Source organism: Gordonia sp. B8661-1, from assembly GCF_059427765.1.
Genome location: NZ_JCAHRL010000002.1, coordinates 123326 through 147936, shown reverse-complemented (window position 1 = coordinate 147936; position 24611 = coordinate 123326). Strand labels below are relative to the sequence as shown.

Here is a 24611-nt window from a genome sequence, read left to right as displayed (position 1 = left end):
GGCCCCTCCTTGCCGTGGCCTCCGGCCACTGCTCGTGATGGTGATGTGTAGGTCCGGCGATCGCCGCCGGCGCGTTCGCTCATCGGTCCACCGGCCTCGATGCCAGCAGCTCGGCGAAACTCTCGGTGAACTCCTCGGTCACGGCGGCCCGCTGGGCGAACGCACGCTGCACCGCGAGCCCCGCCGTCGCCACGATGACCTCTCCGAGTCGCGCTCCGCCGAGACCGTTGGCGCCCGGCGCGAGCCACAGCCCGGTGAGCGCGCCACCTCCGTCGACCTCGACGGTCACCAGGTCGTCCGGGGATGTCTCCCGCACGCTGATCGTCGCGAACCGCTCATTGACCTCGTACAGACTGTTCAGCTGCGCGTTCGCGCGGGCCGTCAATTCGTCCATCGCCCAACTCATTCGGCGTCCCCTACACCGACCGCAGCCAGGACGCCGGGGCGTCGTCGGTGTGGTCGTCCTGTTGTTCGGCGCGTGCGAGGTCGTCGGGTCGCGGCAGCTTCATCTCGTCGACGATCTCCCGGCTCACCCCGGTGGCGATCAGGTGCTCCCGGATGCGGATGCCCGCGACCATGGCCGACTGCTGACACAGACGCAGTATCTCGGCCGCCAGCACGGATTCGTCCTTGGCGAGCGCCGAGTTCTCGATGCGCACGGTCATCGGCAGGCCCTGAGGCGTCGTCGTCACCGACACGGCGCCCGACCGAGAGCGGGCCGACGAGAGTGCGGTGATCGGGTCGGCGTCGGGGTCGTACCCACCGGCCGGCGAAGACGTATCCTTTTGTGGGACATCCTTTTGTGGGACACCGACAGGGCGTGGGCTGTGAGCGGGTCCGTTGACCCGGTGATTCGGCGACATGGTCTGCCCCCCTTCACGACCTAAGACGCACTCCGACAGACATCGGTTCCGCCGGACCATCCCCCGCGAATCCCCGCATTCGCCCTGACACCGCGGCGTGTCACGACCGTGTGGTCGCTCGCCGACGGTGCCGAGAGTGCATTTTGCCACACCCGTCCGGAGCCAACCAGCCGTGACGCCACGGCGACTCCATCCCGGCAAGACCGGCGATTCCCTGCGGTCGGCCGGTTCGCATACGGGATGCTGACACGGTGACGACGAATGACGTGCCCGCGGGCGCACTCGACGGAATCCGGGTCCTCGAGCTGGGCACCCTCATCGCCGGCCCGTTCGCCGGTCGCCTGCTCGGCGACATGGGCGCCGAGGTGATCAAGATCGAGGCGCCGGGCTCCCCCGATCCGATCCGCACCTGGGGGCAGGCCGAGGTCGACGGCGAACGCGCCTACTGGACGGTGCACGCGCGCAACAAGAAGGCCGTCACGCTGGATCTCCGCTCCCGGCGGGGGCGCGAGCTGTTCCTGGACCTGGCCGCCCGTTCGGATGTCATCGTCGAGAATTTCCGGCCGGGCACCCTGGAACGCTGGGACCTCGGATACGACGTGCTCACCGCCCGCAACCGCGGCATCATCCTGGTCCGGGTCTCCGGTTACGGACAGACCGGCCCCGCCGCGTCCCGAGCCGGCTACGCGTCGGTCGCGGAGGCCGAGAGCGGACTGCGATATCTGAACGGCTACCCGGGCGAGGCACCGCCGCGCCTCGCGTTGTCCCTCGGGGACACCCTCGCCGGGATGTTCGCGGCACAGGGCGCTCTCGCGGCGCTGTATCGCCGCACCGTGACCGGCGAAGGTCAGGTGGTCGACACGGCACTGACGGAGGCCTGTCTTGCGGTGCAGGAGTCGACGATCGCCGACTACGACCTGGCGGGGGTGATCAGGGGACCGTCAGGCACCCGGCTGGACGGGATAGCACCCTCGAACCTTTATCTCGCCAAGGACGGGCTTCGCGTCGTCATCGCCGCCAATCAGGACACGGTCTTCGGTCGGCTGTGCGCGGCGATGGGCCGCGACGACCTCGCGACCGACCCCCGGTTCGCCGACCATCGGGCCCGGGGCGTGCATCAGGACGACCTCGACGACATCATCGGCGCATGGGCCGCCGAGCACACCAGCGAGGAACTGATGGACATCCTCGGCTCCGCGGGCGTGGTGGTCGGCCCGGTGAACACGGTGGCCGAGGTCGTCGCCGACCCGCAGATGATCGCCCGCGACATGCTGATCCCACATCACGACGAACGGCTCGGCCGGACGGTGCTCGGACCCGGCATCGTGCCGAAGCTCTCGGCGTCACCCGGACGCGTGGCGAGCGCCGGTCCGCCGACGCCCGGGGCTCATAACGCGCAGGTCTACGGCGACGTCCTGGGCCTGACCGCCGACGATCTGGCCGCCCTTGCCGACGAGCGGATCATCTGATGTCGCGTAGCCTTGAGACGTCAACTGATCGTTCGCGGTGAGCAGCATGCCCCGACCGATCGACCAGTGGACGACATTGTGCTGCATAACACCTGGTCATCGACCAGATCGGGCCGATTGGGCCCACAGCCCGCACACAGTGGCGGCCACCGGTTCGGGCAGAAGAGAGTGACCGTGAGTACCGACATCACAGCGTTCCGGTTCGTTGCACCGGGTTTTCAGGGGGTGAGACCGCTATGACGTACGACACTGCAGGTAATTCCGCGGAAGGCACCAACTCCGCGGGGGGCAATGACGTGGCCGGGGGCGACATGGCCGGGGGCGCCGAGATGCCGGCACCTCCCCCGTGGTTGCAGTTCGCGAATCCCGGTCCGCCGCCGCACGAGCCGAATCACGAGGTGGCCCCTCAATCGGCCCCCGCACCCGCGGACCGGGTGAGTCCGGAACCCGGCACCCAGTTCCCGAATCAACCGGTTCCCGGCGGCCCCGCGCCCGAGATGCCGGCGTACCCGCCTCAGCAGCACCCCGTGCAGCCACAGGCGCATGTCAACCACCAGCAGCAGTACCCGCCCGCGCAGATGACCGGTCAGCCGTATCAGGCCGACCCCGGTTATCCCGCCTATCAGTCCGCACCGCCCACCGGATACGGCGCACCGGCCGATCCGATGGTGCAGCAGGCCCAGTGGAGCGCTCCGCCCGCCGAACCACAGAATCAGTACCCGCCGGTGGCACCGCCTGCTGCGGGCCCACCGCCCGATGCACCGCCGATGGGCGCACCCTATGCCGGATATCCCTCCGGCCCAGCCGGATTCAATGATCCCCACGGCGGTCCGGCGCTCGACGAGGTCGCTCTGATCCGCAAGGCGCGCCGCGCCCCGGGGAAGGGTTGGCGCCGCGCCGTCCACACGTTGTCCGGCGGCGCCATCAACCCCGGGGAGTCACAGAGCGACATCAACTACCAGCAGTTGCTGGAGCGGGTGAACCGCCCGGTACGCGGTGACTACCGCATCGCCGTGCTGTCCCTGAAGGGTGGCGTCGGCAAGACCACAACATCGGTCGGCCTGGGATCCACGTTCGCCTCCCTGCGCGGCGACCGGGTGATCGCCGTCGACGCGAATCCGGACCTCGGCACCCTGGCACAGCGCATCCCGCAGCAGACCCGATCGACGGTCCGCGACCTGCTCGCCGACCGCAACGTCTATCGCTACTCCGATGTGCGGGCACACACCTCCCAAGCGCCGAGCCGCCTGGAAATCCTTGCCTCCGAACGTGATCCGGCAGTCGCCGAGGCCTTCTCCGAGGAGGAGTACCGCGGCGTCATCCAGATCCTGCAGCGGTTCTACAACATCATCATCACCGACTGCGGTACCGGGTTGAGCCACTCGGCGATGAACGGAGTGCTGGATCTGGCGAACGCGATCATCCTCGTCAGCTCACCGGCACTGGACGGCGCGCGCAGCGCAGGCGCCACGCTCGACTGGCTGGAGGCCCACGGCTACGGACACCTGGTCTCGCGTGCCGTGGTGGTCCTGAGCTCGTCACGCCCCGGGGCATCGACCATCGACACGGCGCAACTGGGTCAGCACTTCCTCACCCGGTGCCGTGCGGTCCACCAGGTGCCCTTCGACGATCACCTCTCCGAGGGCGCCGAGGTGGACCTGGATCTGGTCAGCAAGCAGACACGTCGCGCGTTCGTCGAACTCGCCGCGACGATCGCCGACGACTTCGCGACGCCGGTCGATCATCCGGACCCGTTCTACCACTGAGCGGTCAGAGGGCGGCGGCGTCGTCCCGGTCCTCGGCGTCTTCTGCTCCGGCATCCTGCGTGCCGGGACCGGCTGCCTTCTGCCTGCGGAATCTCCGCCACCGCGAGAACGCGTGGATACCCATCGGGATGACGATGGTGAGGACCGAGCCGATGATGAAGATCTCGATGTTGTCCCGGATGAGCGGCACCTGTCCGAGGAAGTATCCGAGGACGATGATGCCTGCCGCCCAGGTGATGCTGCCGAGCACACTGAACAGGGTGAAGACCCGGTAGGGCATCTTGGTGAAGCCGGCGACGAGGGGCGTCAGCGTCCGTACGACACCGACGAACCTCGCGAAGAACACCGTGAACGCGCCGAATCGCTCGAAATAGTTGTGCGTCTTCTCCAGCGGCCCGGGTCCGATCCATCGCATCAGCCGCCCGTGCACCACCGACGATCCGAGGCGTCGGCCGATCAGGTAGCCCACCTGATCGCCGAGGATCGCGGCCACCGGGACGGCGACGCACAGCAGCCAGAGCGGCGCGAACGGTTTCGGTTGCGCGGCAAGCACACCCGCACCGAACAGCACACTGTCGCCGGGGAAAACGAAACCGATCAGCAGACCGGTCTCCACGAAGATCAGCACACACAGACCGATCAGGCCACCGGTGGCCAGGAATGCGTCGACATCGAACGGGTTCATCACAGTCCAGCGTAGAGACGGCGGGTACGCCGGCCGGGCAGCCGCGTTAACTCCGTGCAACATGTCGGGCACGAGACGACGACGTACGGTTTACTCGGCGTAGGCGGTGTCGTCCGAACGGATGGCGCCCGACACCGGAGGAGGGTGCACGTGTCCATACCGATCGACGCCCTGTCCGCGCCGGCACCCACTCTGCACGCGGTCGACGACCGGCCGCCCGCGGCCGACGCACCCGAGGTTCGCGTCGAGTACCGGGTGATCCACGGGTATCGCCGCGCATTCCGGATCGCCGGGAGCGGACCGGCCCTGCTGCTCATCCACGGCATCGGCGACAACTCGTCCACCTGGGACGAGGTCATCCCACTGCTGGCGCGCCACTACACGGTCATCGCACCGGATCTGCTCGGACACGGCCTGTCGGACAAGCCACGAGCCGACTATTCGGTGGCCGCCTTCGCCAACGGCATGCGGGACCTGCTCGTGGTGCTGGGACATACGCGGGTCACGGTGGTGGGACATTCGCTGGGCGGCGGGGTCGCGATGCAGTTCTGCTACCAGTTCCCCCGTTTCGTCGAACGGCTCGTCCTGGTGGCTGCGGGCGGGGTGACCCGCGACGTGAATCCGGTCCTGCGACTGGTGTCCGCGCCGGTGGCGGCCGAGATGCTCGCCCTGCTCCGGATTCCGGGTGCCGTGTCGGCTCTTCGAATGACATCCCGGACGCTCACCGCACTGCCCGTCGTGCCCGGAACGCCCGCCGTGATGACCCCTCGGCGGATGCTGAACGACCACGACGACCTGATGCGTGTCCTGGGTGGTCTCACGGATCCGACGGCGTCCTCGGCTTTCCTTCGCACCCTGCGTGCCGTCGTCGACTGGCGCGGCCAGGTCGTCAGCATGCTCGACCGATGTCATCTGACGGACAACCTCCCGGTACTGGTGGTGTGGGGAGACGAGGACACCGTGATCCCGTATCGCCATGCGCTGCTTGCCCATTCGGCGATCCCGCATTCCGAGTTGGTGACCTTCGGCGGCTGCGGGCACTTCCCCTTCCGCGCCGAGCCCCGACGATTCGCCGACACCGTGGCCGACTTCATCGAGCGGCATCGGCCCCTGGATTTCGACCCCGCGAACTGGCGGGAACTCATGAGCCGCGGGCCGCGCCCGGAGAACGTCGTCGGCGACGACGCCACCGTGGAGGCACTTTTCGAGGCCATCGACGACGAGCGCGGCGCGACCTGACGGCGGAGAACGTGGGAGGATCGACCGCATGACCGAGCCCTTCGACCGTCCTTCGGATGCGACTCCACGGCCGTTCGACATCACCGATCCGGCCAATTACGACATGCCCGCCGTCCAGCCCGGCATGGTGCCCGAGCCACCTCTGGTGGTCATCGGCGACATCACCTGTACCCAGACGCATGTGATCACTCCGTCGGGTACGTTTCCGATCCGTGGTTCGCAATGGGCCGTCACCGATATGTCGATGACGACCGAGCGGATGTCCCAGACCGGTCTCGTCCTCGCCCTCGTCGGTTTCTTCCTGGTCTGCTTCCTGAGCCTGTTGTTCCTGCTGATGAAGGATCGGCAGACCACCGGCTACATCCAGGTGACGGTGCGCGGGAACGGCATCACCCACGTCTGCAACATCCCCGCGTACAACCCGGGCGTGATGAACGAGATCTCCAACCGCGTCGCCTACGCGCGAACCCTCGCATGATAGGTCTCTGACCAGGCACTCCGCCGTGCCGTGTCATCATGTCCCCATGAGTACCCCCGGAGATCCATCGGCATTCGACGTATCCGGGTATCAGCCGTCCGCGTACCCGCCCGGTCCGAACCGGAGTGCGTACACCGATTATCCGATGGCCTACGTCCCACCCGGGTTGACCGATTCCGACGCACCGTTCGGCCGTCATCCGGTCACGGGTGTGCCACTGTCGAACAAGTCCAGAACGACGGCGGGGCTGCTGCAGTTCTTCCTCGGCGGGGCCGGTGCGGGACGCTTCTACATCGGCGACAACCGCACGGCGATCATTCAGGCCGGACTGACGCTCGGCGGCTGCGCACTGGTCGTCCTGTGCAGCATGCTCGCGTTTCTGATCGTGCCGATCATCGGGATCCTCGTCGGTGGCCTCATGTGGTTCGCCGGCAGCATCTGGGTCCTGATCGACTCCCTTGTGCTGTTCTCCGGCAACGCCCGTGACTCCCAGGGCAGGCCACTGCGCTCGTGACGGGTCAACCGCCGCAGCAGTCGCCGCCGGTCCGGTCGCTCACACGCACGTCGCGGGTCATCTCATTGCGGGCGGCGAGGTCGCCGGGGGCCGGGTAATCGACACCCACGAGGCACAGTCCCCGCGCCTCGGCGACCGGCACACGGCTACTGCGTGTGGTCTCGGTCAGCAGCGCGCGGCACCAGTCCACGTCGCGGCGCCCGTCCCCCACCGAGGCCACCGCACCGACCAGCGATCGGACCATCGACCAGCAGAACGCATCCGCGGTCACCGCACCGACGAGGACGCCCGAGTCGTCGCGCCGCCATTCGAAGCGTTGCAGGTCCCGGATGGTCGTCGCACCCTCACGGCGCCGGCAGAACGCCGCGAAGTCGTTGAGCCCCAGCAGGGTTGCCGACGCCGCGTTCATCGCGTCGACGTCCAGCGGTCGCGACCACGCGGCGGTGGTGCGCGCATGAATCGGTTCGGCACCCCACCGGGCGTCGGTGAGCCGGTACTCGTAGTGCCTCCGCAGCGCCGAGAACCTTGCGTCGAAGTCGGCGCTCACCCGTGAGATCCCACGTACCCGGACATCGTCGGGCAGCATCTTCGCGAGCCGGCCGACGAGCAGGCTCGGGTCGCCTGCGATGGACCGCGTCGCCAGCGCGGATTCCGGGACATCGGCATGGGCGACCTGTCCGGTGGCATGGACACCCGCATCGGTGCGGCCCGCGACGGTCAGGCGCACCGGCACCCGCAGCACCGTGGCGAGCGTGTCCTCGAGGACCTGGCACACCGTGCGCTGATCGGTCTGCCGTGCCCAGCCCGCGAAGTCCGTGCCGTCGTAGGACACGTCGAGCCGCAGGCGTACCGACGCAGAGAACCCGCGGTCACCACCAGGGGTGACCGCGGGTTCCGGTGTCTGCGAGGTGCTCAGTCCTCGGACTCCTGCTGACTCGGCGGCAGCGAGTAGCCCGCGGCCTCCGCGTCGGCGTCGGTCGCAAACCAGATCTCGGCGACCGTGGAATCGTAGAAGCGGGTGCCGGGGCGGTGGTAGAGCTTGGAGCTCGCATTGCCCTTGATCGGGAACCCTTCCGGCTGCGAGTCGTCCTCGAGCGGTGCGTGCGCACCGGCAGGCAGGGCGGCCTCGTCGGCCGGAGCGGCGCTCGACTCGTCGGTGACGGCGTCGGCAACGGCCGCGGCGTTCTCGACGGCCGCGTCCGAGGACTCGGCCTCGACCTCGGCGACGACGTTGTCCGGGTTGTCGGCAGCCTTCTTCTCGGCGGCGACTTTCGCCCCGCTCGCTGCGCTCCCGGCGGCGGCCTTCTTCGACGCGGCCGCACGAGTCGCACGGTTCGCCTCGGTGGACACGGTGTTCTCGCGGACCAGCTCGATCACGGCCATCGGGGCGTTGTCGCCCTTGCGCGGCAGCGTCTTGATGATGCGCGTGTAACCACCGTTGCGCTCGGCGAAGAACGGACCGATCTCCGCGAACAGGACGTGCACGATGTCCTTGTCACGGATGTCCTTCATCACCTGGCGACGGTTGGCCAGCGAGCCGGCCTTCGCGTGGGTGATGAGCTTCTCGGCATACGGGCGCAGGCGCTTGGCCTTCGCTTCGGTGGTGGTGATGCGGCCGTGCTCGAAGAGCGAGGTGGCAAGATTCGCCAACATCGCCTTCTGATGGCTGGCCGACCCGCCGAGGCGGGCACCCTTGGTGGGCTTAGGCATTTTCTTCTCCTAGTTGGCGACAGCCCTACAGCTGCTCTGTCTCGGCGAAATCCTCACCGGAATCGGCGTCGAACGACGCGTCATCCGACCACGTTCCCGTTGCCGGGTCGTATCCGGCGACCTGCGACGGATCGAAGCTGGCCGGGCTGTCCTTGAGGGACAGACCCAGGGCGTGCAGCTTGACCTTGACCTCATCGATCGACTTCTGCCCGAAGTTGCGGATGTCGAGCAGATCCGACTCGGTCCGGGCCACCAGTTCGCCGACGGTGTGCACACCCTCGCGCTTCAGGCAGTTGTAGGACCGCACGGTCAGCTCCAGATCCTCGATGGGCAGACTGAACGACGCGATGTGATCGGCCTCGGCCGGCGACGGACCCATCTCGATGCCCTCGGCCTCCACGTTGAGCTCCCGGGCGAGCCCGAACAGCTCGACCAGGGTCTTGCCCGCGGAAGCGAGCGCGTCACGCGCGGTGATCGAGTTCTTGGTCTCCACATCGAGCACGAGCCGATCGAAGTCGGTGCGCTGCTCGACACGGGTGGCCTCGACCTTGTAGGTCACCTTGAGCACCGGCGAATAGATCGAGTCGACCGGAATCCGGCCGATCTCGGCACCCGATGCCTTGTTCTGCACGGCAGGCACGTAGCCGCGGCCCCGCTCGACGACGAGCTCGATCTCGAGCTTGCCCTTGTCGTTCAGGGTGGCGATGTGCAGATCCGGGTTGTGCACGGTGACACCGGCCGGGGGCACGATGTCGGCGCCGGTGACGGTGCCCGGACCCTGCTTACGCACGTACATGGTGACCGGCTCGTCCTCTTCGGAGCTGACCACGAGACCCTTGAGGTTCAGGATGATGTCGGTGACGTCTTCCTTCACACCGGGGACGGTGGTGAACTCGTGCAGGACTCCGTCGATGCGGATGCTGGTGATCGCAGCACCCGGGATCGAGCTGAGCAGGGTGCGGCGCAGCGAGTTGCCGAGGGTGTAGCCGAAGCCCGGCTCGAGCGGTTCGATGACGAACTTCGAGCGGTTCTCGACGACAACTTCCTCGGTGAGCGTGGGTCGCTGTGAGATGAGCATTTCTTGTTTCTCTCCTTTGGCCGACCGCTATATGACGGCCTCGAAAGTGAACCGAAACAGCTTGTGCTGCTTGGCTTGTCGTTAGACGTTCGTTTACTTCGAGTAGTACTCGACGATGAGCTGCTCGGTCAGCGGGACGTCGATCTGGGCACGCTCGGGCACGTTGTGCACGAGGATGCGCAGGGTCGACGGGACCACCTGGAGCCACCCCGGAACCGGACGCTCGCCCTGGATCTCCTTGGCGATCTGGAACGGCACGGTCTGCAGCGACTTCGGGCGGACGTCGATGATGTCGTACTGGCTCACGCGGTAGCTGGGCACATCGACACGAACACCGTTGACGGTGAAGTGGCCGTGGGTGACCATCTGGCGGGCCTGGCGACGGGTACGGGCCAGTCCGGCGCGGTACACGACGTTGTCGAGGCGGGTCTCCAGGATCTGCAGGAGCTGGTCACCGGTCTTGCCGGTGCGCCGGTTGGCCTCTTCGTAGTAGCGACGGAACTGCTTCTCCATCACTCCGTAGGTGAAGCGGGCCTTCTGCTTCTCCTGCAGCTGCAGCAGGTATTCGCTCTCCTTGATCCGCGAGCGGCCGTGCTGGCCGGGCGGGTAGGGGCGACGCTCGAACGCCTGGTCTCCGCCGATCAGATCGACGCGCAGACGACGGGACTTCTTTGTTGCGGGGCCGGTATAACGAGCCATTGTTCTAGTTCCTTACCTTCCCGCTAGACCCGGCGCCGCTTGGGCGGACGGCAACCGTTGTGCGGCTGCGGGGTGACGTCAGAGATGGTGCCGACCTCCAGGCCGGCGGCCTGCAGCGACCGGATGGCGGTCTCACGACCCGAACCCGGTCCCTTGACGAACACGTCGACCTTCTTGACGCCGTGTTCCTGGGCCTTGCGGGCAGCGTTCTCGGCAGCGAGCTGCGCGGCGAACGGGGTGCTCTTCCGCGAACCCTTGAATCCGACGTGTCCGGACGACGCCCAGCTGATGACGTTGCCGTTGGGGTCGCTGATCGACACGATGGTGTTGTTGAACGTCGACTTGATGTGCGCCTGGCCGTGCGGGACGTTCTTTTTATCGCGACGGCGGGTGCCCTTCTTGGGGCCTGCGCTACGTGACTTCGGAGGCATTACTTCTTCTTCCCGGCGATGGTCTTCTTCGGGCCCTTACGAGTACGGGCATTGGTCTTGGTGCGCTGTCCGCGGACGGGCAGGCCACGACGGTGGCGAAGACCCTGGTAGCAACCGATCTCGATCTTGCGACGGATGTCGGCCTGCACCTCGCGGCGCAGGTCACCCTCGACCTTCACCGATGCCTCGATGTACTCACGCAGCTTGGAGACGTCTGCGTCGGTCAGATCCTTCGCGCGCAGGTCGGGACTGAGCCCGGTCGCGGCGATGATCTCCTTGGAGGTGGTACGACCAACTCCGTAGATGTAAGTCAGTGCGATCTCCAGCCGCTTTTCGCGGGGGAGGTCCACACCAGCAACACGTGCCATGTGGCGGTTTCCTTTTTCTGGTCAGAGGTCTGCTCCCAGTCCGTCCTCGCTCTGCGCGGGGCTCCGGCCTCTGAACCGGAGGTGGGCACCGACCCGAATGTCGATGCTGGTGCTGGGAGGGCTTCACATGAATCTGTTCAGCTCTGTTGTGTGTCTATTCAGTTGTGTTGTTCTCAAGCGACCCGGAGGGCGCGAGTGATCAACCCTGACGCTGCTTGTGACGCAGGTTCTCGCAGATCACCATGACCCGACCGTTACGACGGATCACCTTGCACTTCTCGCAGATCGGCTTGACGCTCGGCTGAACCTTCACGTCGGCTTCTCCTCGATGGTCCGGGCGCGGCTGACCGCACCCGATACTGTCTCCACCCGTGTTCGGGGGAAGTCTTTACTTGTACCGGTAAACGATGCGCCCACGTCCGAGGTCGTAGGGCGAGAGTTCCACGACGACCCGGTCCTCCGGCAGGATGCGGATGTAGTGCTGCCGCATCTTGCCGCTGATGTGGGCGAGAACCTTGTGACCGTTCTCCAGCTCGATGCGAAACATCGCATTCGGCAGGGGTTCGACCACTCGTCCCTCGACCTCGATGGCCCCGTCTTTTTTCGCCATGTCCTCCGCGATCCTGGTGCCGCTCCCACCTGTTCCGATCATCGGGATCGGGGCGGGTGCGAACCCCGGTTGAAAGCGTGTCTATCCGTTAGTGTGGTGCCAGACCCGCGACGCCCCGGCGCGATCACCTGGAAGACCAGCCGACATGCCGAGAACGGCGCGCGACGCACACCGACGTTCAATGTTACGCGAACTGCGAGAACAGTCCAAATGCCGGACTTCCGCCGTCCGCGCCGCCCTCGTCAACGTGCGGACGCACAGAATCCACGTGATGATCGCCCCCGGCTGGCATGCTTGACCGCATGACAGCTTTCCTGATTCGTACCGCCCTGACCGGCGTGACCCTGTGGATTGCCGCGCTGATCGTGCCCGGACTCGACTTCGTCTACGGCGACAACGCCTCGACACTCAAGAAGATCGGCGTCGTCCTGGTCGTCGCGGTGATCTTCGGCCTGGTCAACGCGATCATCAAGCCGATCCTCCAGATCCTGTCGATCCCCTTCTACATCCTCACCCTCGGCCTCATCCACATCGTGATCAACGCGTTCATGCTGGAGATCACCGCCTGGATCACCCGCAACACCACGCATTGGGGGCTGAACGTCGACAGCTTCTTCTGGACCGCGATCCTCGGTGCGATCGTCATCTCGATCGTCGGCTGGGGCATCGGCCTCCTCCTGAAGGAGCCGGTCCGGTGATCCGCATCAAGCGGGTTCTGGCAGCGGCCGCCGTCGGGGTCGTCGCCGCGGCCGGTCTCGCCGCCTGCAGCAGCGACGACGGCGGCGACAAACCGCGCACCGTCACCGTGGTCGGCAACGGAAAGGTGACCGGCGCCCCGGACACCCTGCGGGCCGAGGTCGGCGTCGAGGCCACCGCCCCGGACGTGACCGGCGCCCTCAACGAGACGAGCGCCAAGGTCAAGCAGGTCACCGACGCTGTGGTGGACGCGGGCGTGGAACGCAAAGACGTGCAGACCCAGCAGGTCAGCGTGAATCCGCGCTACAACTCCCCCGCTCCCGGCGGCAGCAGCGAGATCAGTAGCTACCAGGCGAGCAACTCGGTGCGGATCACCATCCGCGACCTCGCGAAGGCATCGGCGATCCTGGCCGCGGCCGCCGGGGCGGGCGGCGACGACACCCGGATCAGTGGCGTCAGTTTCGCCATCGACGACAATTCGGAACTGATGAAGCAGGCTCGCGAGGCGGCCTTCAAGGATGCGCGATCACGCGCCGAGCAGTACGCCTCACTGGCAGGCGACGGACTGGGCTCGGTGCAGACCATCTCCGAATCGACCAGCGGACAGGATCAGCCTGCACCGTCGATGCAGCGCGACAGCATGAGCGCGTCGGCCGCGCCGGTGCCCGTCGAACCCGGCGAGCAGACACTGACCTTCGCGGTCACCGTCACCTACGCGCTGCGCTGATCGCACCGGCGGGAGCGACCGTGTCCACAGTGGACACCGGAGAGCGCCGCCGCCGGTAATGCGCCAACGGACAGCAATCAGCGTGCGGCCTAGCCCAATTCATCGGCGATACTCCGACACCACCACGCCCGAACCGAATGTCCGGCTGGCGGTGAGGTCGAGATCTATCGGTGCCGCGAGGCCGTCGAACAGCGGAATGCCCCGTCCCAGCAGGACGGGATTCACCTTGAGGATCAGCCGGTCGATCTCGCAGGCAAGGGACGCGGCGATCTTCCCGCCGCCGCACAGCCAGATGTCGCCCGGCACCGCGGAGTCGGCACGCTCGGCAGCGATGACCTCCTCAGGAGTCGTATCCGCCAGTCGGACATCCGGCGGGACATCGGCAGCGGTTCTGGTGCGCGAGAAGACGATCTGCCGCAGGTGCGGGTACGGGCTCGTGATGCCGTACGGCAGACCGACCGCGTAGGTCGACCACCCCATCAACACGGTGCCGAACACCGAACAGTCCGGCTCGATGCCGAGCACCGGGTGCGCAGCGGCCGGGAATGCGTCGGCGTAGTTCTCCGCGAGATAGTCGATGTGGTCGCCCTCCACCGGGAACATGCCGAATCCCCCGTCCGGGTCCGCGATGAATCCATCCAGACTCACCGCCACGTAGTACACGAGTTCACGCATGCCGGCCTCCGATCACGACGGGTGTCGTGCAACGGAAACACATCAGCCGCCCGTGCGGCGACCCATTTTCCCACGGGCCGCAGCGTCGTAACGAATCAACCTGCGTCCGAGGCCAATTCGTCCGCGATACCCGTGGCCCCACGCCCGGATGGCAGCCCAGTCGCGGGTATCCGGTTCCTGCTCGGCGGCGTGCCGCACAAGCACCTTCTCCACGAAGCCCTTCGGATCGAACACACTGCGGTACAGGATCTTCGGACCTCACAGCCGGTCACCCCGATAGCGCCTATTCCTGGATCGGCGGCCCGCACCGCGCTCCCGAAGCCGGCGGGATCAGGTCGGCAGGATCATCACCTTGCCGCATTCACGGGAATCGTCGAGCACGGAGAACGCCCTGTCGAGCTCATCCAATCCGAACCGGTGCGTGATCATCGGACTCAGGTCGTGGCGCTCCAGGAGCTCGACGGCACGGCCGAACTTTTCCGGATACTCCATGGACCCGCAGATTCTCAGCTCATTCGCGAGCACTGCCATGAAATCGACCTCGACGCCCACGAAGTGCAAGCCGACCACCGCGATTCTGGTGTGCCGACCGGCGTTCGCGATCGCCGTCGCAAGTGCCTGCGCCGATCCCGTCGCCTCGATGACCACCGATGTTGCCGCCCGCGGGCCGAAGGTCGACTCGCGCGTGCCGTGAATCCGTCCGAGGCTTTCCCACACATCTGCCACCGCCGGGTCGATCACATGGTGTGCGCCCATCGCCCGTGCGAGCTCACGCCGGGTGCCCGACGTACCGACCGCGACGATGTCGGTGACGCCGATGTCGGCAAGAACGGCGATCGCGCTCAGCCCGATCGGCCCGCAGCCCAGCACGACCGCCCGGTCGGCAGCACCGGCATCGACCTGCTCCACCGCATGCATCCCGACCGCGACGGGTTCGGCCAGCGCCGCCGTCTCGAGCGGCATCGAGTCCGGCACCGCGAACAACTGCATCGCCGCGTCGTCGATCACCGCGACGTCGCTCAGACCACCTCCGCGCGCCCCGTTCCCGAGGCGTCCGATCTCATCGTTACCCGGGAACACCACCACCCGATCCCCGACCGACACCGCGGTGGTTGCCGCACCGACCGCCAGTACCGTCCCCGCGAACTCGTGGCCGAGAGCCATCGGCCCCGCACTGACGGGGTTTCCGCCCATCGACCGATACGACAGGTCACTGCCGCACACACCGCAGGCGGCCACCGACAGCAGCGCGCCGCGGTCCGGCACCTCCGGTAGCCGCTCGTCATCTATCCGGACGTCGCCGGGTCCGTGGACCCGTGCCTGCCGATGCCGTTCCACCGTCAGATCCACGCCTGCTCCTCGATGCCGGGATTCCGGGATCTCACCGGTCGTGCACCAGGGTCACGCGGACCGCGTCATCGTCAGGCCCCCGTCGCTCGAGGAGATCGATACCGCGACCGATCTCGCCGAGCGAGATCTGCACGCCACGCATGGCGCGGCCGATCGACGGCCGGTCACGGAGGACGTCCACCGCCTGCTCGATGGACAGCGGCGTGGGGCCGGCGCACCCTACGATGTTGAGCGACTTGAGCGTGATGAGATCCGAGATGACCTCGACCGGCGCCATCTTCTTGAGACCGGCGAAACCGATACGGCCGTACTCGGCGGCGAGTTCGACGGCGTCGGCGACGGTGCCGGGGACCGGCGTCAGATCCATGACGACACTGGCCATCTGACCGTCCGTGAGTTCGGCGGTCCTTCCGACCAGGTCCTCCTCGTCGACGTCGATCACCGCGTGCGCTCCCAACTCCGTCGCCTTCGCGAGCCGCGCGCCATCCGCGCTCGTACCGGTCACGATCACGGTCGAGGCACCCCGGGCAACGGCCGCCGCCGCACACAGCAACCCCTGATGACCCGGCCCCAGGACCACCACCCGGTCGCCGGGGCGGACCTTGATCAGCTCCATCCAGTTCAATGCGTTGGCAAGGGGTTCGAAGACCGTCAGTTCGACCGGGTCGGCGTTCGCGGGTGCCTTGACCAGATGGGTGTTCGGCAGCAGTTGCATGAACTGCCCGTATCCTCCCCATAGTCCGCCGGCGAAGTCGCTGCCCATCGTGTAGCCGTAGAGCTGCGCGTTGGCACACAGCCCGACCCCGGTGTGGCACTGCCGGCACTGTCCGCAGCGGACGACTTCGTCGACACACACCCGGTCGCCCGGTTGCACTCCCCAGGTCGCCGCAGCCTCGTCGGTGATCTCGTGGATGACACCGACGATCTCATGTCCCGGAACGACATTCGCGACCTCGCCGGGGACGTGCGGCTGCCCGCGCAACTGCATCACGTCGCTGCCGCACAGCCCGACGGCCTCCACGGCGAGAACGGCGCCACCCGGCCCGGGCGGCGGCACGGTGAAGCTCCGGGTCTCATGGGTGCCGTCACCCGCGAATACCACGGCCTCTGCGGTCAGTGTCATGACATCTCCTCGTCTCGGAATAGGGTTGCGTCGGACAGGAATTGATCACACCGTCTCGGGTGTCCGTGTCATTCGGCGACAGTGGTGTCGAGGACCACCGGAACCTCGCCGGCCGCGACCGCAGCCGTCACCGCTGCGCGCAGCGGAGTGCACGAGCGGCGACGCTCACCGGCCGCCGGGGGCCCGACTCCGAGCTCGACGCAGCGGCGTCGCGCATCGGTACTCCATTGCAGACTCGTCTGCCAGATCGTGCTCTTACGTACCATCACCTCGGCACCGCAGGTCCCGCAGCGCACGCCCCGCATCGGACAGTCCCGGATGCGGTCATCGACGCGGCTCGCGGCATGCGAACCGGTCATGACGATGCCGCCGCGCTCCGCATGTTCTCGCGAATCTCGGCCCGCCAGGTCTCCAGTGGCGCAGTCACATCCACCTCGTGTTCGAAGCGGTCGGTCATGTCCGGGGTGACATCGGCACGGTCGACATAGAACTGCCCGTACCACCGACGCAACTGGTAGACGGCGCCGTCCTCCTCGCAGAGGAGTGGGTTGTCGATGCGCGTCTTCGCGCGCCAGATCGCGATGTCCTGCTCGATCCCGTTCTGCACCCAGTCACCGAGACCCGTTGCGGTCTCCTGTGCGACCTCGTCGGTCACGTACTCGGACTTCTCCACGATGACCGCGTACTGGTACTCGGTGTGTTCCTCGTCAATCGGGTAATGCGTGTGCAACAGAACCGTGCGGATCTCGAAACCCTCGTACAGATAGGTCAGGTCGTCGATCATGAAGGACGGACCGTAATAGGTGGCCACCGATCGCACCCCCAGCAGTGGCGGCGTGCCCTCCGGCCCCGGAACGTCCTCTCGTGGACCACTATCGAGATACTGCACGCTGATCGGCCCCTCGAGTACGTTCTTGAAGTACGTCGGGAGATTGCCGTGGATGTAGTAGAAGTGCGCCATATCGACGTTGTTGTCCATGATTTCGCGGCAGTTCACCGCCATTGTCGTTCGATACCACAGCCAATCGGTCCAGTTCCCGTCGAGCGCCCCCGGGATCCGGGGTATCGCATCCGCTTCGGTCGGCGGATTGCCTTCCGGGTCATGCCAAACCGACACGAGCCCATCCTGTTCGAGCACCGGCCAGGACTTCGTCTTCGCAAGCTTCGGCACGCGTTTGGCATAGGGGATCGACTTGCATCGCCCGTCACCGCCCCATCGCCAATCATGGAAGGGGCAGGCCACCTCGTTCCCCTTCACCGTCCCCTCGGCGAGGTTCCCGCCCATGTGCCGGCAGAATCCGTCCAGTATGTGCAATTCGCCTTCCTGATCACGGAAGGCGACCAGATGAAGTCCGAATGCGTCGATCCCATGCGGCCTCCCGTCGTCGAATTCCGTTGACAGACCGAGACAATGCCAGCCTCGCGCGAACCTGGACGGAATGCGCTCGGCCTCGATGCGTCGATCCTGAACCTCTACCGACATGGTTATCCCTCGACTTTCTGTGATGGCAACGGGAATGGACTGCAGATCGTGGACAACGGCGGGATCACGCGGCACCGACAGCCGGGCCCGCCTCCCGCCGTCGCGACATGTGATCGGACGCGGCCCACCCGAAGGCCATCGCCGGCCCGATCGTCGCCCCCGGCCCGGGGTAGCTCTCACCCATCACGGAGGCGGCGAAATTGCCTGTGGCATAGAGGCCGTCGATCGGGTTTCCGTCACCTCTGACCACCGCACCGTGGACGTCGGTCAGGACGCCGCCGCGCGTTCCGATGTCGCCGGGATGCACCGGCAAGGCGTAGAAAGGCGGCTCGACGAGTGCGGCGAGATTGGGATTCGCCAGGTTCGGATCGCCGTAATACCGGTCGTATACGCTCTCCCCGCGGCCGAAATCGGCATCGCGGCCGGTGTCGGCGAAACCGTTGAAGCGCGCGACCTCCGCTTCGAGCCTCGTGGGCGGCACCCCGATCGCGTCGGCGAGCTCGCCAATGGTCGCGCCCTCGACCACCGTCCCGTGTTCGCGCCACGATTTCGGGAAAGCCTGCCGCGGCATCAGTCCCATCAGCATGTAGCGTTTACGCGACCGCCCATCGATGATCATCCACGACGGGACGGCTGACGCACCGGACCGGTTGTGCGCGTGCATCTTCCGGGCGAACTCGTCGTATGGCAGACATTCGTTCGCGAACCGACGACCATCCGAGTCCACGATCACCATGCCGGGTGTGGCACGTTCGGCCACCATGAAGAAGGGGCTACGGTCCGGCAGAGTCACGACCGGCGCTCCCCACACACTGTCCAGCAGGTCGGTGGCGGCGCCGAGTGCCATTGCCATGTCGAGGACTTCGCCCGTCTGCCCCTCCGATGCAGTGGTCCATTCGGCCCGCGACGGCGACGGCAGGTAGCGATCCCTCTTGGCCTGGTCATGCGAGAAGCCGCCGCAGGCGAGCACCACCCCGCACCGCGCACGCACTCCGACCCTTCGCCCGTCCCGCTCGACGACCACACCGACCACCGCGCCGTTCTCGCTGACGAGTTCGTCGGGCCGCGCCGACAGCCACAACTCTCCTCCGAGCTCGTCGAGCGAATACCTCAGTCTCGCAACGAGCCCCTCGCCGAGCGAGACCATGGACCGACCGCGCAAGGCGTTGCCGCAGGCCCGGGCGGCCACCGCCGCGGCGGCGATCTTGCCCCGACGGGTCCGTCCCATCATGTTCATGTCATGGAACGACATCGTGGTGATCGCAAGGCCATAGGTGGGCAGGCCGGATCGACGCATCGTCGCACGGGACTCCGGATTCAGTCGCTTGAGGTCGAAAGGCAGCGGCTCCAGTGACCGCCCCTGTGGGTATGCTCCGAGGCGCTCCGGAAAGTAGTCGGGGTATCCCGCGACATAGCTGAATCGAACCTCGGTGCGGTCGTGCAGCTCGCGAAGCATCTGCGCCCCGTTCGACAGGAAGGCATCCTTCCGTTCATCGGACACCCGGTCGCCGACGGTCGCGTCAAGGTAACTGCGGGCCTTCTCGTGTGTGTCGGCGAGCCCCGCATCCGCCAGGTGGAAGTTGTTCGGAATCCACACGCCCCCACCGGATAGCGCGGTCGATCCGCCGTAGAGTCCGGTCTTCTCGATGACAACCGCACGCAGTCCACGCAACCGGGCGCTGATGGCCGCAGCCATCCCTCCCGCGCCCGATCCGACGACGACGACGTCATACGTGTGGTCCCACGTGGTGGTCATACTGTCCCCTCCGCTGTGCCGGCGACCGGAGGCGCCGGTAGTGATGTGAGACACAGTACGCAGGTCCAGAACTTACATCAAGAGGTCTTTTGAATAAAATTTACGAAACGGCCTCCGAATGCCCTGAACAGGACAAACGCGTCGAATGACGGAGAGGGACGCCCTCGATGGATCAGAAATCGACGGCAGTTGAAGGTGCCGAGAATGCGCCGACGATGTAATCGACGAGATCTCCGATCAGCGCCCCGTCAACGGCCGCACCGTGGGCCGCCATCCAGTCCTCGAGGGTCGTGTGCGCCATCCCGAGAACCTGATACAGGAGAATGCGTGTGATCGCGTAACGCCAGAGCCGCACCGTGTCCGACAACTCCGGTGTGACCTTGGCCAGCAGCGCAAGCAGGGTCACCGTATACGGTTCCGCCGTGACCCGCAGTTGCACACCGTATTTAGGATGTGAAGCAATCGAGGACAGGAAACGGACGTAACTCAGACCCGCGTCCGTCCTGGTCAGTTCGACCACCGGCCGGACAATGGCCTCCGCGACGTCGCGCAGGCTGCAATCGTCGCGCGCATCGAGGTCGGCGACGATCTCGTTGCGGCGCTCCCCCCACAACGTCGTCCCGTCCGCCACGATCGCCTCGACGAGTCCGTCCTTGGAACGAAAATGGTAGTGAACCGCAGCCGGATTCACTCCCGCCTGCTGGCATATCCGGTTGATCGACACCGCGTCGACGCCCTCGTCGCCGAAGAGTCGCTGCGCCGTGGAGATGATCAGACCACGGGTTTCGGTGCCCGCCTGACGGGTTGAGCGACCGACCGTTCCGGCACGATCAGCCATGCGACGACCTCATTTCCTCATCTCGGCACCGACCCAAGTGGTCCCGAGGATACCAACCCTCCGTCGCGTGGCCGCCGATCTCGCCCCCGGCGCCGGGCAGAGTCCGACTATTGCATCAAGAGGTCTCTTGATATAACTTCATGGAATGTTGGGCTCCGATTCCGCGCTCCGCGACCGGGCGGCCGTCGTCGGTGTCGGTTACACCGAGTTCTCCCGCCAATCCGGTGCCTCCACACTGGATCTCGCGCTACGAGCCATCTCTGCTGCCGTGGACGACGCGGGCCTGAGCCTCTCCGACATCGACGGGGTGGCCTGCCATCGTCTCGGTGATTCGGTCGCGCCGAGCATTGTTGCCGCATCACTGGGGATCCGGGATCTGCGGTACCACCTCGACCTTTTCGGCGGAGGGAGTGTGTCGGCCGGGGTGATCGGCCACGCCGCCATGTCGATCGCCTCCGGGACGGCCGACACCATCGTGTGCTGGCGCGCCCTGAACGCTCGATCCGGCCACCGGATGGGTCAGGGAGGCAAGGGCCCCGGCGACACCACCGAGATCCAGTACAAAAGCCCCAGCGGATACCTCACGCCCGCACAGGAATTCGCCATGTACACGCGCAGCTTCCTGGAGCGCTGGAACGTTCCACCCGAAGCCCTCGGGCAGATTGCGATCACCCAGCGCGACAACGCGAGACTCAGCCCGCGCGCGATGATGACGGCTCCGCTCACGATGGCGGAATACCTTGCGGCGCGGCCCATCGTCGAGCCGCTCCGGCTTTTCGACTGCTGCCTGGAAACCGACGGCGCGGTGGCGCTGGTCGTCACCTCCGCCGAGCGCGCCCGGGATCTGGCCACCATCCCGGTCCTCGTCCGCGGAATCGGCTTCGGACCGGGGCACACGATCTTCTCCAACGGACACGACCGGCTCGACATCAGTGCGGCCTCCGCCATGGCACCCCGCCTCTACGACGCGGCCGGTATCGGTCCCGACGAGATCGACATCGCCGAACTGTATGACGCGTTCAGCCCTCTCGTCCTCATCCAACTCGAGGACTACCGACTGTGCGGACGTGGCGAGTCGGCCGATTTCGTCCTGTCCGGCAACATCTCCCGCGACGGGTCGCTGCCCGTCAATACCCACGGCGGTCACCTTTCCGAAGGCTATGTGCACGGCCTCAACCATGTGGCGGAGGCGGTCAACCAACTTCGTGGGGAGTGTGGAGCACGGCAGGTGCCGGGCGTCGAGACCGCCCTCGCGACCGGTCAGCCCGGCTACGCCGCCGGCCTCACGTCCTCGGTGATCCTGCGGAAGGGGGCGTGATGTCCGTCGATCACGTCAGGATAGGCGATCCGGATGCCCACGAGTGGTATTCGTCTCTCGCGCAACACCTTCTCCGTATCCAGCGCTGCGACCGGTGTGGGTGCCTCCGGTGGCCGGTCCGCGCACTCTGCGGTCGCTGCGGTTCCATCACGTGGACATGGCAGGACCTGTCCGGCGATGCGACCGTTGCGAGCTACATCGTGAACCGACATGGGTTCGGCCTGGACATCGAGGTGCCGTCAACCGTGGTGCTCGCGCGGATCGCCGAGCAGGACGACGTACTGATCGTCGCCCGATGCGCCGGACACCGCCCCGGGACAACCACATCCATCACCGGCCGCGCGTTGCGCGCGGAATTCACCACGAGCGCCGAGGGCTCGACAGAGCTCAGATGGCGCCTGGTGGAACCGAAACGGAGCACCGATCGATGATCGACTATCTGTGCAACGCGTTCACCCCGGACCGCGCACCGATCTGGCGCCGGGCCGTTGCCGGCGTACAGGTGAAGGTCAGGGACGATGCCGCCGAGGGCTTCTGCACCCCCGACGAGATGATCCGGCGGATGGACGACCTCGGCACCGAATTCCTGTGCCTGCCGGTGTCCGACATCGGGCCGCACGGACTCCTCCGGGACACCGATTTCGAACACCTGATCCTGCGCTGGTCCGAGCTCGACGAGCTGTCCGGACGATACCCCGGGCGATTCGCCGGGCTGGCCGTCCCTGATCCCGCCGGCGGTATCCGGGCCGTCCGGCGAATGGCGCAACGGATCACGGGGCGTCCCGACATCGTGGGCTTCTACCTGCACACCCACAGCTGGGACCGCCGGTTCGACCACGCCGACCACTACCCGTGGTACGCCCTCGCAGGCGACCTCCGCCTGCCGTTCATCATGCAGGCCGGCAGTTCAGGCGGCCTGATGCCCAGTGAATGCGGTCACCCGATCGGCATCGATCGGCCCGCTCTCTACTTTCCGGACACCGACTTCGTGCTGTCCCACCTCGGGTGGCCGTGGACCGACGAGGCGATCGCGATGGCACTGAAGTTTCCCAACGTATATCTCGGTACCGCGGCCTACCCACCGCGACACTGGGATCCGGCCGTCATCAGATTCATCAATGGTCCAGGTCGGCGAAAGACGTTGTTCGGCACAAACTTTCCAACCGTTGGGCATCGTTCGGCAGTGGCCGCACTCGACACGGTGGGCCTGCGCGCGGAGTCCGTCGACGAACTCGTGCACGGCAACGCCGCCCGGCTGTTCACACGCACACGCCCGTCCTAGTCCACATTTCGTCCTTCCGATCCAGGAGGTTCGCATGCCCCTCGGCATCCGCAGACCCGTCGATGCAGTCGACCGCGCCGAGATCATCCGGCGATTTCCGCCACCCCCCGACTTCTTCGAGACGGCATGGTTCGACAGCCCCGAGACGATCCACCGCAAACAGGAGACGCGCCTGGCGGAGAAGTTCGGACATGCCGCACGCATCCCGTTCTACCGGCGGCTATGGAGCGAGCACGATTTCGACCCGATGACCGTCGGTGGCCTGGACGACCTGCATCGCGCGCCGATGTACGACGTCGAGGACATCCGCCGCAGCATTGCCGAACATCCGCCGCTGGGTGACTACCAGGGCATCGACCTCGACGATGTCCGCCGCGAACCCGCACGGCTCTACATGTCCGGCGGAACGACCGGTGCGTCGCGGCCGACCCTCTACACACAGTGGGACCGCGAGGTCGGATCGCTACTCATGGCACGTCAGTTGTACCTCCAGGGAATCCGGCCGGGTGATGTCGTGCTGAACTCCTGGTCCTACGGAACGCACAACGGTGCCTTCATCTTCGACGAAGCCGCCTACAACTGGCTGAACTGCGTGGTCATCACCACCAGTACCGGCGTGGTGACGAGTACCGATCGGCAGATCGACCTGATGCTGGAGTACCGCGCCAATGCGGTTCTGGGCACCGGCGACTACCTGCTCCGGATCGCCGAGGCAGCAACCGCACGCGGCCTCGATCCGCGTACGGATTTCGCGCTGACCGCACTCCCCAACATCGGCGATCGCGCGGTCCTGGAGGCGACCTGGGGCCTGCCGGTACTCGGCCAGTACGGCTTCCACGAGGTACAGACCGTCGCGGTGGAATGTCCGGATCGCAACGGACTGCACATCTTCGAGGACGCGTTCGTGGTCGAGGTCGTCGATGCCGAGACCGGCGAGCGTCTGCCCGACGGCGAGACCGGCTCCCTGGTGGTGACTGAACTGTACAAGACCGGTAGCGCCCAATTGCGTTATCACATCAAGGATCTCGCCTATATGTATCCACGCGCACAGTGCACGTGTGGCAGTTGGTACCGGCGGATCGGCCCCTTCGCCGGCCGCGCGGACAACATGATCAAACTCCGTGGGATCAACGTGTGGCCCGAGGCCATCGGCGAGATCATCACCGGCCTCGACGGCGCACGTCCGGACTATTTCGTGCGCGCGATCCGCGCCAATCACCGGGACGAGTTGATCGCGCTCGTCGAGACGGAGGTACCGGAGGACGGGCGCGAGCGGTTCGCGGCTGACGCCGAGGACCTGCTCAAACGACGACTCGGGGTCGCCATCCGCTGTCAGGCGGTCGGCCCCGGTGACCTCGACGAGGACACCGGTTTGCGGACTTCCCCGAAACCCAGGCGATTTCGGGACGAACGCGTCGCGCACTGACGGCCCGGCCCGAACAGAAAGGAACGA

The 24611-nt window shown here is 66.4% G+C and carries 29 protein-coding genes and 1 pseudogene; 12 read left to right on the top strand and 18 right to left on the bottom strand.

Annotated elements, in window-relative coordinates; translation table 11 throughout:
* Positions 1 to 79: 79 nt before the first annotated feature.
* Both AC4JJG_RS04585 and AC4JJG_RS04580 read right to left on the bottom strand, forming a co-directional pair.
* The gene (locus AC4JJG_RS04585) at positions 80 to 394 is read right to left on the bottom strand and encodes a YbaB/EbfC family nucleoid-associated protein (RefSeq protein WP_495399740.1); all 315 of its coding nucleotides are present in this window, start codon (positions 392 to 394) and stop codon (positions 80 to 82) included.
* Between the two features lie 22 nt (positions 395 to 416).
* The gene (locus AC4JJG_RS04580; protein ID WP_495400478.1) at positions 417 to 737 is read right to left on the bottom strand and encodes a hypothetical protein; all 321 of its coding nucleotides are present in this window, start codon (positions 735 to 737) and stop codon (positions 417 to 419) included.
* 377 nt (positions 738 to 1114) lie between these two features.
* Between AC4JJG_RS04580 and AC4JJG_RS04575 the strand changes: the two genes are divergently transcribed.
* Together AC4JJG_RS04575 and AC4JJG_RS04570 are read left to right on the top strand one after the other, a co-directional pair.
* On the top strand, positions 1115 to 2332 hold the full coding sequence (locus AC4JJG_RS04575; RefSeq protein ID WP_495399739.1) for a CaiB/BaiF CoA transferase family protein: 1218 nt from the start codon (positions 1115 to 1117) through the stop codon (positions 2330 to 2332).
* 311 nt (positions 2333 to 2643) lie between these two features.
* The gene (locus tag AC4JJG_RS04570; protein WP_495400477.1) at positions 2644 to 4098 is read left to right on the top strand and encodes a MinD/ParA family ATP-binding protein; all 1455 of its coding nucleotides are present in this window, start codon (positions 2644 to 2646) and stop codon (positions 4096 to 4098) included.
* 4 nt (positions 4099 to 4102) lie between these two features.
* Here the strand turns inward: AC4JJG_RS04570 and AC4JJG_RS04565 are convergent, their stop codons facing one another.
* Positions 4103 to 4783: a DedA family protein gene (locus tag AC4JJG_RS04565; protein ID WP_495399738.1), complete on the bottom strand. Its 681-nt coding sequence runs from the start codon at positions 4781 to 4783 to the stop codon at positions 4103 to 4105.
* A 156-nt stretch (positions 4784 to 4939) separates the two neighbouring features.
* Here AC4JJG_RS04565 and AC4JJG_RS04560 point away from each other — a divergent pair, with 156 nt between their 5' ends.
* The 3 genes from AC4JJG_RS04560 to AC4JJG_RS04550 all read left to right on the top strand — a co-directional run bounded on the left by AC4JJG_RS04560 (position 4940) and on the right by AC4JJG_RS04550 (position 7014).
* The gene (locus AC4JJG_RS04560; RefSeq protein ID WP_495400476.1) at positions 4940 to 6022 is read left to right on the top strand and encodes an alpha/beta fold hydrolase; all 1083 of its coding nucleotides are present in this window, start codon (positions 4940 to 4942) and stop codon (positions 6020 to 6022) included.
* A gap of 103 nt (positions 6023 to 6125) precedes the next feature.
* Positions 6126 to 6500, top strand: coding sequence for a hypothetical protein (locus tag AC4JJG_RS04555; RefSeq protein ID WP_495400475.1), 375 nt, complete (start codon positions 6126 to 6128; stop codon positions 6498 to 6500).
* Between the two features lie 46 nt (positions 6501 to 6546).
* Complete coding sequence (locus AC4JJG_RS04550; RefSeq protein WP_495399737.1) at positions 6547 to 7014, top strand: TM2 domain-containing protein; 468 nt, start codon at positions 6547 to 6549, stop codon at positions 7012 to 7014.
* 4 nt (positions 7015 to 7018) lie between these two features.
* Here AC4JJG_RS04550 and truA read toward each other — a convergent pair whose 3' ends face one another.
* The 8 genes from truA to infA all read right to left on the bottom strand — a co-directional run bounded on the left by truA (position 7019) and on the right by infA (position 11910).
* Positions 7019 to 7930, bottom strand: coding sequence for a tRNA pseudouridine(38-40) synthase TruA (gene truA, locus AC4JJG_RS04545; protein WP_495400474.1), 912 nt, complete (start codon positions 7928 to 7930; stop codon positions 7019 to 7021).
* On the bottom strand, positions 7927 to 8724 hold the full coding sequence (gene rplQ, locus AC4JJG_RS04540; RefSeq protein WP_495399736.1) for a 50S ribosomal protein L17, sunset domain variant: 798 nt from the start codon (positions 8722 to 8724) through the stop codon (positions 7927 to 7929). The genes truA and rplQ overlap by 4 nt, the downstream gene beginning before the upstream one ends.
* A 25-nt stretch (positions 8725 to 8749) precedes the next feature.
* A complete protein-coding gene (locus AC4JJG_RS04535) occupies positions 8750 to 9802 on the bottom strand; it encodes a DNA-directed RNA polymerase subunit alpha (protein ID WP_495399735.1) in 1053 nt (350 codons plus the stop codon).
* A gap of 93 nt (positions 9803 to 9895) precedes the next feature.
* Positions 9896 to 10501, bottom strand: a complete 606-nt coding sequence (gene rpsD / locus AC4JJG_RS04530) for a 30S ribosomal protein S4 (protein WP_495399734.1) — start codon at positions 10499 to 10501, stop codon at positions 9896 to 9898.
* Positions 10502 to 10524: 23 nt separating this feature from the next.
* Positions 10525 to 10932, bottom strand: coding sequence for a 30S ribosomal protein S11 (gene rpsK, locus AC4JJG_RS04525; protein WP_495399733.1), 408 nt, complete (start codon positions 10930 to 10932; stop codon positions 10525 to 10527).
* Positions 10932 to 11300, bottom strand: a complete 369-nt coding sequence (gene rpsM, locus AC4JJG_RS04520) for a 30S ribosomal protein S13 (RefSeq protein ID WP_415032092.1) — start codon at positions 11298 to 11300, stop codon at positions 10932 to 10934. The genes rpsK and rpsM overlap by 1 nt, the downstream gene beginning before the upstream one ends.
* Before the next feature lie 199 nt (positions 11301 to 11499).
* Positions 11500 to 11613, bottom strand: coding sequence for a 50S ribosomal protein L36 (gene rpmJ, locus AC4JJG_RS04515; protein ID WP_005207978.1), 114 nt, complete (start codon positions 11611 to 11613; stop codon positions 11500 to 11502).
* A 75-nt stretch (positions 11614 to 11688) separates the two neighbouring features.
* The gene (infA, locus tag AC4JJG_RS04510) at positions 11689 to 11910 is read right to left on the bottom strand and encodes a translation initiation factor IF-1 (RefSeq protein WP_005187701.1); all 222 of its coding nucleotides are present in this window, start codon (positions 11908 to 11910) and stop codon (positions 11689 to 11691) included.
* Between the two features lie 302 nt (positions 11911 to 12212).
* Here infA and AC4JJG_RS04505 point away from each other — a divergent pair, with 302 nt between their 5' ends.
* Positions 12213 to 12608, top strand: coding sequence for a phage holin family protein (locus tag AC4JJG_RS04505; protein WP_495399732.1), 396 nt, complete (start codon positions 12213 to 12215; stop codon positions 12606 to 12608).
* A complete protein-coding gene (locus tag AC4JJG_RS04500; protein ID WP_495400473.1) occupies positions 12608 to 13333 on the top strand; it encodes an SIMPL domain-containing protein in 726 nt (241 codons plus the stop codon). The genes AC4JJG_RS04505 and AC4JJG_RS04500 overlap by 1 nt, the downstream gene beginning before the upstream one ends.
* A 99-nt stretch (positions 13334 to 13432) precedes the next feature.
* On the opposite strand, the gene AC4JJG_RS04495 is transcribed toward AC4JJG_RS04500, so the two are convergent.
* The 7 genes from AC4JJG_RS04495 to AC4JJG_RS04465 form a co-directional block, all read right to left on the bottom strand.
* On the bottom strand, positions 13433 to 14008 hold the full coding sequence (locus tag AC4JJG_RS04495) for a dihydrofolate reductase family protein (protein ID WP_495399731.1): 576 nt from the start codon (positions 14006 to 14008) through the stop codon (positions 13433 to 13435).
* A 330-nt stretch (positions 14009 to 14338) separates the two neighbouring features.
* Positions 14339 to 15358 carry a zinc-dependent alcohol dehydrogenase gene (locus AC4JJG_RS04490; protein ID WP_495399730.1) on the bottom strand — a complete coding sequence of 340 codons (1020 nt, stop codon included), beginning with the start codon at positions 15356 to 15358 and terminating at the stop codon, positions 14339 to 14341.
* A 31-nt stretch (positions 15359 to 15389) separates the two neighbouring features.
* Entirely contained in the window at positions 15390 to 16481 is a 1092-nt protein-coding gene (locus AC4JJG_RS04485) for a zinc-dependent alcohol dehydrogenase (RefSeq protein ID WP_495399729.1), read from the bottom strand.
* 68 nt (positions 16482 to 16549) lie between these two features.
* The gene (locus tag AC4JJG_RS04480) at positions 16550 to 16840 is read right to left on the bottom strand and encodes a hypothetical protein (RefSeq protein ID WP_495399728.1); all 291 of its coding nucleotides are present in this window, start codon (positions 16838 to 16840) and stop codon (positions 16550 to 16552) included.
* Positions 16837 to 17988, bottom strand: a complete 1152-nt coding sequence (locus tag AC4JJG_RS04475; RefSeq protein WP_495400472.1) for a 3-ketosteroid-9-alpha-monooxygenase, oxygenase component — start codon at positions 17986 to 17988, stop codon at positions 16837 to 16839. Before AC4JJG_RS04475 ends, AC4JJG_RS04480 begins: the two co-directional genes overlap by 4 nt.
* Positions 17989 to 18028: 40 nt before the next feature.
* Positions 18029 to 19720 carry an FAD-binding protein gene (locus tag AC4JJG_RS04470; protein ID WP_495399727.1) on the bottom strand — a complete coding sequence of 564 codons (1692 nt, stop codon included), beginning with the start codon at positions 19718 to 19720 and terminating at the stop codon, positions 18029 to 18031.
* Between the two features lie 172 nt (positions 19721 to 19892).
* Positions 19893 to 20558, bottom strand: coding sequence for a TetR/AcrR family transcriptional regulator (locus AC4JJG_RS04465; RefSeq protein WP_495399726.1), 666 nt, complete (start codon positions 20556 to 20558; stop codon positions 19893 to 19895).
* A gap of 145 nt (positions 20559 to 20703) precedes the next feature.
* Here AC4JJG_RS04465 and AC4JJG_RS04460 point away from each other — a divergent pair, with 145 nt between their 5' ends.
* The 5 genes and pseudogenes from AC4JJG_RS04460 to AC4JJG_RS04440 all read left to right on the top strand — a co-directional run bounded on the left by AC4JJG_RS04460 (position 20704) and on the right by AC4JJG_RS04440 (position 24584).
* Complete coding sequence (locus tag AC4JJG_RS04460) at positions 20704 to 21876, top strand: thiolase C-terminal domain-containing protein (RefSeq protein WP_495399725.1); 1173 nt, start codon at positions 20704 to 20706, stop codon at positions 21874 to 21876.
* Positions 21876 to 22010 (top strand): annotated as a pseudogene (locus AC4JJG_RS04455) (zinc ribbon domain-containing protein); the annotation flags it as partial. The gene AC4JJG_RS04460 and the pseudogene AC4JJG_RS04455, both read left to right, overlap by 1 nt.
* A gap of 66 nt (positions 22011 to 22076) precedes the next feature.
* Entirely contained in the window at positions 22077 to 22307 is a 231-nt protein-coding gene (locus tag AC4JJG_RS04450; protein ID WP_495400527.1) for a hypothetical protein, read from the top strand.
* Complete coding sequence (locus tag AC4JJG_RS04445) at positions 22304 to 23158, top strand: amidohydrolase family protein (protein WP_495399724.1); 855 nt, start codon at positions 22304 to 22306, stop codon at positions 23156 to 23158. Before AC4JJG_RS04450 ends, AC4JJG_RS04445 begins: the two co-directional genes overlap by 4 nt.
* A 34-nt stretch (positions 23159 to 23192) precedes the next feature.
* On the top strand, positions 23193 to 24584 hold the full coding sequence (locus AC4JJG_RS04440) for a phenylacetate--CoA ligase family protein (RefSeq protein ID WP_495399723.1): 1392 nt from the start codon (positions 23193 to 23195) through the stop codon (positions 24582 to 24584).
* Positions 24585 to 24611: the final 27 nt, after the last annotated feature.